The organism is Vibrio sp. V10_P2A27P122 (genome assembly GCF_963874335.1).
GTDB classification, from domain to species: domain Bacteria; phylum Pseudomonadota; class Gammaproteobacteria; order Enterobacterales; family Vibrionaceae; genus Vibrio; species Vibrio anguillarum.
Genome location: NZ_CAWNHY010000037.1, coordinates 1 through 9,203, shown reverse-complemented (window position 1 = coordinate 9,203; position 9,203 = coordinate 1). Strand labels below are relative to the sequence as shown.

General features: G+C 41.9%; 9 protein-coding genes. 2 read left to right on the top strand and 7 right to left on the bottom strand.

The genetic code is table 11. From position 1 onward, the window contains the following. Positions 1 to 134: 134 nt before the first annotated feature. From ycfP to hinT, 6 genes are all read right to left on the bottom strand, one after another. Positions 135 to 677 (bottom strand): alpha/beta hydrolase YcfP, encoded by a 543-nt coding sequence (gene ycfP / locus AACQ17_RS02400; protein WP_013856523.1) that lies wholly within the window; start codon positions 675 to 677, stop codon positions 135 to 137. A gap of 100 nt (positions 678 to 777) precedes the next feature. Next, positions 778 to 1,629, bottom strand: coding sequence for a phosphotransferase (locus AACQ17_RS02395; protein ID WP_038198261.1), 852 nt, complete (start codon positions 1,627 to 1,629; stop codon positions 778 to 780). A 34-nt stretch (positions 1,630 to 1,663) separates the two neighbouring features. Then, positions 1,664 to 2,254: a penicillin-binding protein activator LpoB gene (gene lpoB / locus AACQ17_RS02390; protein ID WP_013856521.1), complete on the bottom strand. Its 591-nt coding sequence runs from the start codon at positions 2,252 to 2,254 to the stop codon at positions 1,664 to 1,666. Between the two features lie 22 nt (positions 2,255 to 2,276). Continuing rightward, positions 2,277 to 2,666 (bottom strand): YcfL family protein, encoded by a 390-nt coding sequence (locus AACQ17_RS02385; RefSeq protein ID WP_013856520.1) that lies wholly within the window; start codon positions 2,664 to 2,666, stop codon positions 2,277 to 2,279. Next, entirely contained in the window at positions 2,666 to 4,057 is a 1,392-nt protein-coding gene (locus AACQ17_RS02380; RefSeq protein ID WP_094146831.1) for a COG3014 family protein, read from the bottom strand. Before AACQ17_RS02380 ends, AACQ17_RS02385 begins: the two co-directional genes overlap by 1 nt. 67 nt (positions 4,058 to 4,124) lie before the next feature. Continuing rightward, positions 4,125 to 4,475 carry a purine nucleoside phosphoramidase gene (gene hinT, locus AACQ17_RS02375; RefSeq protein WP_026028145.1) on the bottom strand — a complete coding sequence of 117 codons (351 nt, stop codon included), beginning with the start codon at positions 4,473 to 4,475 and terminating at the stop codon, positions 4,125 to 4,127. Between the two features lie 357 nt (positions 4,476 to 4,832). On the opposite strand from hinT, the gene AACQ17_RS02370 reads away from it, so the two are divergent. Next, positions 4,833 to 6,824, top strand: a complete 1,992-nt coding sequence (locus tag AACQ17_RS02370; protein WP_026027184.1) for a methyl-accepting chemotaxis protein — start codon at positions 4,833 to 4,835, stop codon at positions 6,822 to 6,824. A 176-nt stretch (positions 6,825 to 7,000) separates the two neighbouring features. After that, the gene (locus tag AACQ17_RS02365; protein ID WP_017048084.1) at positions 7,001 to 8,161 is read left to right on the top strand and encodes a DUF1887 family protein; all 1,161 of its coding nucleotides are present in this window, start codon (positions 7,001 to 7,003) and stop codon (positions 8,159 to 8,161) included. Positions 8,162 to 8,213: 52 nt separating this feature from the next. On the opposite strand, the gene fadR is transcribed toward AACQ17_RS02365, so the two are convergent. Next, positions 8,214 to 9,053 carry a fatty acid metabolism transcriptional regulator FadR gene (gene fadR / locus AACQ17_RS02360; protein WP_010319711.1) on the bottom strand — a complete coding sequence of 280 codons (840 nt, stop codon included), beginning with the start codon at positions 9,051 to 9,053 and terminating at the stop codon, positions 8,214 to 8,216. Positions 9,054 to 9,203: the final 150 nt, after the last annotated feature.

The window sequence follows — 9,203 nt, the reverse complement described above, 5'->3', positions numbered from 1 at the left end:
TCATTATATAGAGCAAAACTCATGGTGCAACCAAAGAATTCCTCTATTTCACTACGAGATATAGAGGTGTTGGGCAATAAAAAAACGACTCACAATTGTGAGTCGTTCAGTCGAAACTATGTGTACACAGATGCTTAATTTGATTCTTTAAATGCCTTCATCGCTTGCAAATGCTGTGAGATTTTCTTGAACTTATGGTTCTGGGTTTCATCCCAAATGATATCGTAGTAGTTTTCGAGCTCTGCAGCTGTTTTGCTGTTGTCATGAATTTCATCTTCTTTAGATAAAATCACTAAACAGCGTCCTTTATTTTTTACCCTGTATTGCTCAACACACTTAGTCGCAATATCTTCATACTCTTCAGGGCGGTCGATGCGTCCAGTCATGTTCGTTTCCGGATGCAAGTTGGGATTAAACACCACTTGCTTAATTCCGCATAAGAATCCAATCCGCTCAGACCAGAAGCCGCCGAGGCCCACGCCACAAATAATCGGATGTGGGTCATCAGACAACTCAATCACTTTATGCACTTCTTTTAGAAGATGCTGCATATCGTGTTTTGGGTGCTGTGTACTGTAGTTAATAAAACGGACATCGCTGTCAATAAATTGCAATTGCAGTACTTTTTCATGGTTTCCTGGGCTTGTTGAATCAAAACCGTGCAGATAAATAATCATAATAACTCCCCACTCCTTGAGGTTTTTAATCTACCACGAAGATTGTGGTTTCAAAGACTTTAACCTTAATTTACTGCAACAAAACGACGAAACAGTGATCCTAGCTACATAATGTGCGTTTTAGATGTTCGGCTTGTTGACGATAATAGTCATCACCCCATAATTGATGTGCTAACAAATACCATAACATGGCCATCATTGTTGCTCTTGGATGCCAAGCCACCACTCCTTCGACCCAATCATCGACCCCCACAATCTCACGCAATTGACAATAACGGTAGACCGCCTCTAATGGTTTTTCTTCTGCAACATCAATGCTTAAAGCCAGGTCGAGCCGGGGGTCGGCAATTGAGGCGTATTCCCAATCAATCACGCGGTTACCTTCATCGGTTTTAACCATATTGTAGCCAGCTAAATCAAAGTGACACAAAGTCTGACCAACATCAGCAAGGTTAGGTGCGGTGCGCCAACGTTGATATAAAGTCGACAAGTCCTCACTTTTATACTCAGCTTTGAGCTGTAGCCAATAATGATCAACCCGAGCGATAAAACTGAAAGGGGCAACTGGGATGCGTGCTGTACTGAGATTATGGATCTTTATCTGTGTTTTTAATAGAGAATCGAAAGGTAAACCACCAGTAAGGGATTGGCCATCAATCCATTCAACCAATAATCCTTGATCATTAATGGAAAGTGGCTTGGGGCCTAAGTGAGAAGATTCGATAGCAGAGAGAATTTGATATTCTTGAAAACGCGAAATGGAAAAGGCTTGAGTGATCGGAGTATTAGGCCGCCAAACAAAGCTGCGTTCCTCCGTGACAATTTTCCAACATCGGTTTGTTAACCCCCCTGTCAGCGTTTGTGCGTAGTCAGGGGGAGTAGAGAAGAATCCTTCTAGCGACGTTAAGGTACGATCAAGCTGACAAGCTTCACGCCAAGACATTCTCGCCATAAGGACCTCTTCTCTCAATTACTCAATTTTGTGATTAAAAACCGAGTAAACTTTTTGACTGCTGTTTACGAATTTCGGTTTCATCTGCCCATTCAATAAGGCCGCTTTGAAGATCCATTAAACGCATCGTCATTTTGTAATATACATCTTTATCACTGCTTGCGTTTTTCACAATACTCGACAAGTTGCCATACAGCATATATTGTGCGCCAACCATTTTGCCAAACTGAATAGCGGTACTTTGGTTGACCAACTCATCATTATTTTGGAAATTGAGCTGTTCGCGCACAGCTTCAACACGATCCATATCGACGAAGCGGAACTTACCTGAATTCAACATCTTAGTACTGATGGTGTCAGTGATAGATTCAGTATCAATGTGCTCACTGGTCTTATTTTTGATTCGCTCGACAAACACGATAGGACGAGAATCACGGGTAATCGCTGCTACCGAACCTGACATCATCATGCTATCAACCATTTCCCCCGCGATTTTTTGTAAATCTGTTGAACCAAAATCAACTGTCGTCGTTTCAACGGATTGTGCATCTCCGTAGCTGACTTTATTTGAACAGCCGCCCAAAATGACAGCGAGCCCTAGCAATGCGATAATACTTTTGTTCATATTGGTTCCTTACTTTCCCAATTTAATTATTTGACCCACGGATCTGTACGCGAAACTGTTTTCCATTTGGATTGACAGAAATCTCCGACAACGACACCGTCTCCATCCCACTGATTATCTTTTGTTTCCAAGGACTTTGTCTGTTATTGACTTCAAGCCCATCATCGTCATACCAAGAAAAACGGTACTCGATAATTTGGTCACCTTGGTAATGACTCACTAAACGCACAAGTCCCCTCGTATGACCATCCACTTGGTTAGTTGCAATGTCTTCAACAACCAAGCGATTACCTAATACATTGTCGCCAAATAGCACTTTTTGCGAAGCGCCATCAACTCTTAATCCTGCGGTATTTTCAGCACATCCAATCAATGAGAATGTGACTAACAGTCCCAATATCCACTTTTTCATTACAATCTTCCTAGTTGTTTATGCCAGATGGTTGAATGACGTCCCTGACGAGAAACCCACACCAAAGTGGTGCCTTTTTCCGGTACAGAAAACTGATATTCTTGCTCTCCCACTTTTATTCGTTGCTCGCCTGCATTGACTTGCAGACTGGCCGTTTGCACCAGCCCTGGCAGCGTTAGCCAACTGCGCGTATCGGGCTGCTCTGTCAGCAGATTCCAAACGTTGAAGACTAAATTACCAACATTGTCATCTTTGGCCGCTTCTTTGCGCAATTGATCTTTCGCCAGTACTCTCAACACTTGCCTTATTACTATAGAGGGCATTTTCTCAGACAAGTTTCGCCTTGCCATTAAATTCACATCCGTCAGAAAATGAGAAGTGAGTACTTTGTCATTCATCTTCAGTGATGAAAATGATTCATCGGGTGTATTCGGATAATAAGGTAAGGCAAGAGAATACAATGCACCATTTCCTCTGCTGTCATACAAGGGTAAAGATTGACGCCAGCTATCTAAGGCTTTCACCACACTCTGCTCTTCTATTATAAGCACACGACCTTGAGAAGCAGTCAGTGAATGAGATTTCCCGTAGCGTTTCTCTAATTGGATTAGGTCTTCTCTCATCCCTAATCGTTTCGCAACGCGTAATGTTCCCTCTATAACCTCAATATTATCGGGAGTGACTGCCAAAGCGCGTCGATAGTCGACATAGGCACTGTTAAGATCACCAGAGGCTTCATAAAGCAAAGCAGAAAGGTAAAAAAGGTAACTATTCTGCACCGCCTGCAAAGCTTTTCCTGCATCAGGGTAGTTTGCTAGTACGCTGCCTAAGTTTGGTGTCACACCTTGTGATTTTAGCTCTTTTTGCGCCTTTTCAAGTTCCGCTTCTCTAGCCTGCCTTGCTTGCTCTTGTACCTGATTCGCTCGCCGAACTTCAACCAGAGCTCCATCCAAATCATTCTGTTGTAAATAATTCAAACCGAGATAAAGATGTAAAAAACCGAGTTCATAATCCGCAGGAACGTATTCCATCAAGTTATCATTCACAGCCAACGCACCGACACTTGTCGCCGTATCACTTAGTGAAATCAATGCCTTATCTTGTTGAATTTTAACCGCAGAATCACTCAATTCGAAACTACGCTTACTGTCTACATAATTCTGGTTAAGAAAATGGACTCGCCCTTTTTCCAGATTGTCCAGAATGTCACCCGCGACAAATTCCGCAAGTTCATTCTCCGCATCTTGATATTGCCCAGATTTAACTGACTGATAGACAGCGCCATTTTGAGCACTGTAATGACTAAACAAGTTCCCCGCAGAAAAATTAGCACAGGCATTGAGAAAAAAAGGCGATAAAAAAACCGTAATATGTCGCACGTAACGCTTCACTCAATACTCCATATTTAACTCTAATCGTATCAATCGAGCGCCCAATAGTGGCTGGGCGACCCATGCATTAGCTCATCAAAAGCGGACCCAACGGGCGACCACCAACCAAGTGCATATGAATGTGGTAAACCTCTTGGCCACCATGAGCGTTACAATTCACTATCAAGCGATAGCCATCTTGTGCAATACCTTCTTGTTGAGCGATTTTTTTTGCCACTGTAAACATACGTCCCATAGCCGCTTCATGCTCAAGTTCAACATCGTTGGTCGTCGGAATAAACGCATTGGGAATGATAAGAATATGGCTAGGCGCTCTAGGGTTAATGTCCCGAAAGGCGGTCACTAAATCATCTTGATAGAGGATATCTGCAGGAATTTCTTTACGGATAATTTTGCTAAAAATGGTTTCTTCAGCCATGAAATACTCCACTAATAAATAGGATTACGCAGTCACATCAAAGTACATTAGATCGAGATAAGTGGTTCAAGGCTAATACCTAAGTGGGTCACGACAACATATCGACAACCGATAGAACCGACACTAATTTGACCTTAATGCTACTGAATATAATAGGTGTGTAGTTGGATTTGAGTATGCGTGAACCCTGTCAAAAGCTCAATAAAAAACACCGTACGCGTAGCATAAATGACAGAACACTAATATAAAAAATGCGTTTTGCCAGGCCCGTCATAAAATGTACGTCTCACATTCAATACAATACTCATTATTTTGTTATTTTTTAAAACAAAACACTATTTTTCTAGGGAGAGGATTATGAAGGGTTCAGTGATTAGGCGAATGTACGCTGGTTTCACACTGATCATCATCATGTTTGCAGTAACGACCGCCATTATGATGGGAGGAATGAATCAAATTCATTCTAATTTCGAAAGTGTATCAACCACCGCCTTACCGCTCGTTTCTTTGTCAAACAAAACAAGTGTTCAACTGCTTTCTGCCGATAAATCTTTTAAGGACTTTTTGACGACACAAAACCAAGATCGCATGAATGTGATGCGTTCAGAATTTGCTAAAGCAAAACAAGATTTTGCTGACGTGCTAAACCAGCTCCAACAAGCAAGTGCAATGAACCCCTCTCTTGAAGAGCGGATAAGCCAACTTAAACAGATGGAACTCCGCTACTTTTCAGAAGCAGAACAAGCCATGAATAATTATCAGGCGATGTTTGAGGCGCAAGCTCAAGTGCAAAAATCAACTCGTGAATTTCAAAGACTTCATGCCGATTTAAGCACAGGAATGAAAGATTTTGTCGATGGGCAAAATAGCATTTCAGTTAAAGTCATGGCGAAAAGTTATTTCATTAAATTGAAAGATGCGGAATTAATCACTTCAGACGCTTTGGCCAGTTCGGATGTCGCCTTTGTTGACAAGGCCGTCACCATGAATAAAAAAGCGGTCACGCACCTCAACTACGCTTACCGAGGCTTATCGACCCAGCTACCTGAGCTGAAAAAAACCTTTGACGATCTCGTCCAAAAATTCTCTCAAGATATTGGGCAAAAGGGTGGTGTGCTTGATCAACACAATAGTTACTTACTAGCGAAAACAGCCCTTTATGAAAACATTGCGAATTTGGCCATCGAGGTCGATAAAGCAATGACGATTTTAGACTCTTTTAACGATACTGCGACCGACGGTTTAAATGCCTCTCTGCGAGAAGCCGGGGAAGTCTATAAGCAAGGAGTTATTAAAGCGATCGTGATTGGTATTGCGGTTGTGCTAGTGGCTACGGGTATTGGTTACCACATTGCGCAAAGTGTTCGTGAGCCGTTAAATCGTATACTCAAAACGCTAGAAGGGCTGACAAAAGGAGATATGACACAACGCATTGAAATTCGTTACAACAACGAGTTTAGTCGCTTAAGTGGCCACATCAATTCGCTAGCAGATAATTTGCACCATATTTTGGTGCAGTTGAATGATGCTTCTGAAAATTTAACCAACACAGCTAACCACAACCAAACCACCTCTTCAAAAGCACAGTCACAACTCAGCACCCAACGTGAGCAAACCGCGAGCGTGGCAACCGCAATGACGGAAATGGCTCATTCAGTACAAGAAGTAGCGCAAAGTGCTCAAAGTTCGCTAGAGATGGTGCAGAAAGTTGAATCAGCTTCTGAATCGGGCCGTAAAATTATGAGTGACAATATCACTACTATTAATCAATTGGAGACTCGCTTAAATCAATCGGTTGATGCTGTCGGTGAACTACAAAAGATGAGCAGCCAAATTGGTTCTATCTTGGATGTGATTCGTAATATTGCAGAACAAACCAACTTATTGGCGCTCAATGCCGCGATCGAAGCTGCTCGTGCTGGAGAGCAAGGGCGCGGGTTTGCAGTCGTAGCTGACGAAGTTCGTGTTTTGGCAAAACGCACAACAGATTCGACGTCTGAAATTGAAAGTATGATCAGCAACTTGCAATCCAGCTCATCTTCTGCCAGTACTGTTATTGAAAGCTGCATGACTGATATGGAACTTTCTGTCGAGCAAGCATCAACGGCGAATAGCGCAATGGAAGAGATCCAAGCGTTAATTCTAGAAATCAGTCAGATGAGTACTCATATTACACAGGCGGCCGCCGAGCAAAGTGAAACAACTGGTGACATTGCACGCAGTATCGAGGATATTAATTTAATCGCTGATGGTAGCTATCAAGCCATGTCTCAAATTGCACAGGCAAGCGCCAACCTAACTCAGCTTGCTAATCAGCAGAATGAATTAGTCCATCGTTTTACATTATGAGTGACCGTTAACAAACTCAACCCCATTTGTAAGTTACGTGTAAATTATGTCTCAAGGGCGGCTTTTAATCTAAAGTCGCCCTTGTTTTTTTGATGCCACATCGTTATATGATAACTATCGGCTTGCGCATTATTATCTACCTCCTACTCTTTGCAAGCCAAACATGAGGATGATCTATGGCTGTTCATGTTGGCATTATCGACCAAGACCCTATTCGCTTGGTTACTCCCCTGCTTGATAATCGAACGGTAAGTTCGCACATTGTCTTCATCGGTGATCAAGACCAAAAATCAATGTATTTACGTTTACACTCGGTATTGAGTCAGCGCGATATCACTTCTGAGTTTTTTGAAATCCCATCGGGTTCCAATACCTCAGCAATCAAACAAGCTATCCAGTTTTTAGCGGAAGATTTGAAAACCAGATACGACGAAGTCAAGCTGAACGCAAGTTGTGGTTTGAGACATCGTTTATTATCCGTTTATGAGGTGTTCCGTAGCTATCAATGGCCTATTTTTGTCGTCGAACCGAACAGTGATCAGTTGTGTTGGCTTTATCCCGATGGTCAAAATAATACCCAAGTGCAAGACCACATTACCATTTCAGACTACTTAACCATTTTTGGCGCACGGGGTGAATTTAGTGAGCATCATATTCCGCCACAACTTGACCAAAAACTTTACGAACTCGGCGAGCGCTGGGCAAGTAATGCATTAGAACTTGGTCCTGGTTTAGCCACATTAAACTATTTAGCGACGACGTGCCGCAAAGAGCAGCGGCTAGATGTTGCACTTTCAGAAAAACAACAAGGCTATCGTGAACTTCATCTTCTGTTGACCGATCTGGTCGAAGCACAAATCGCCACCTATCAAAATGGCATTTTAACCTTCGCCAACGAAGATGCGCGCCGATTTTCCAATGGAGAATGGTTAGAAACATTAGTGCACAGTACAATAAGGCAGATCCAAGATGATATGCCTACCATTCAAGATCGCTCTTTGAATGTTCAAGTCTACCGTCAATTAGGTGAGCGAGAAGTCAGAAATGAACTCGATGTCGCTACAGTGGTGAATAACAAACTGCATATTATTGAATGTAAAACGAAAGGTATGCGTGATGACGGCGATGATACACTTTATAAGCTAGAATCATTACGTGATTTGCTTGGTGGCCTACAAGCTCGCGCTATGCTCGTGAGCTTTCGCCCACTCCGCCATAATGACATTACTCGTGCAGAAGATTTAGGGTTAGCCTTAATCGGCCCAGATGAACTGAAAGATTTAAAATTACATTTAGCCGCTTGGTTTAAAGAAGCGGGTGGTAACGAAGATATCTAACCTACAAAAAAGCCCGTTTCATACGGGCTTTTTTTACAGTAAAACGAATTTTCTAATGATCATCTTCTGTAAAATTTGTCGGTAACGTTGTTTTCATTTGATTCCATATGTGAGCGCTGTCAATACCGTAATGACGGATCACAATCGGCAACTGCTCACGATTGCCACTTTCACATACTGCTAATAATTCACGGTAAAACTGCAAGGCTAACTCGCGTGCTTCTGGATTAGAGAAATAATAGCTGCCGACTCGGTCATATAATTTCTTTAGCCCATTAAAAATCAAACCATAAATTTGATTTCCTGAGTGAAACGCTAAACGCTGAAATAACATGTAATCGTAAAAGTTAAAGGTTTTCGCAATCAATATTTGCTGACGTTTATATTCGTCTTTCTCACCATCATCTTTAATATGCTGTTGGATTTTCTGTGCATAAGGAGATAACTCCATAAAAGAATCCCAAGATTTGGCACTTAATAGTGCTTCACAGCTTTCGATAACATTAGTAATAGTGCGCTCGGCAGGCTCTTTGTTCACTTTAAATGCATAACGCATAAATATGGGGCTAATATTTGTCCGAGCCGCAAGTAAGTCTTCCACAATACTGGTGGCATTTTCAGCATCGAGCGTCATTAATGTATCTAATATGTGTAAACCGGAAGTTTCCATAAATTGGTTTACTTTTGTTGGCTTACCATGCTGTATAGTCAACCAACCATCACGGGCTAAGCGTTGTAATACTTCTCGAAGCGTTGTACGTGTTACACCAATTAATTCTGAAAGTTCGCGCTCTGCAGGTAAGATAGAACCCGGTGCAAAGCGACCATTCCAAATGCTCTCAATTATGTATTTTTCAGCAAAACCTGCTGGGCTTTTTGCCTTAATGACCATTAAGTACTTATCCAGTTTTCTATTTATTTGGGTCGAATGGGACTCATCATACCACTAGTTGAACGTTATCGGAAACAAACCATCCGCGAAGTTATCACAAACAAAATAGAGCTTAAACTCTAATTTATTCATCTCGTTTATGAACAATAC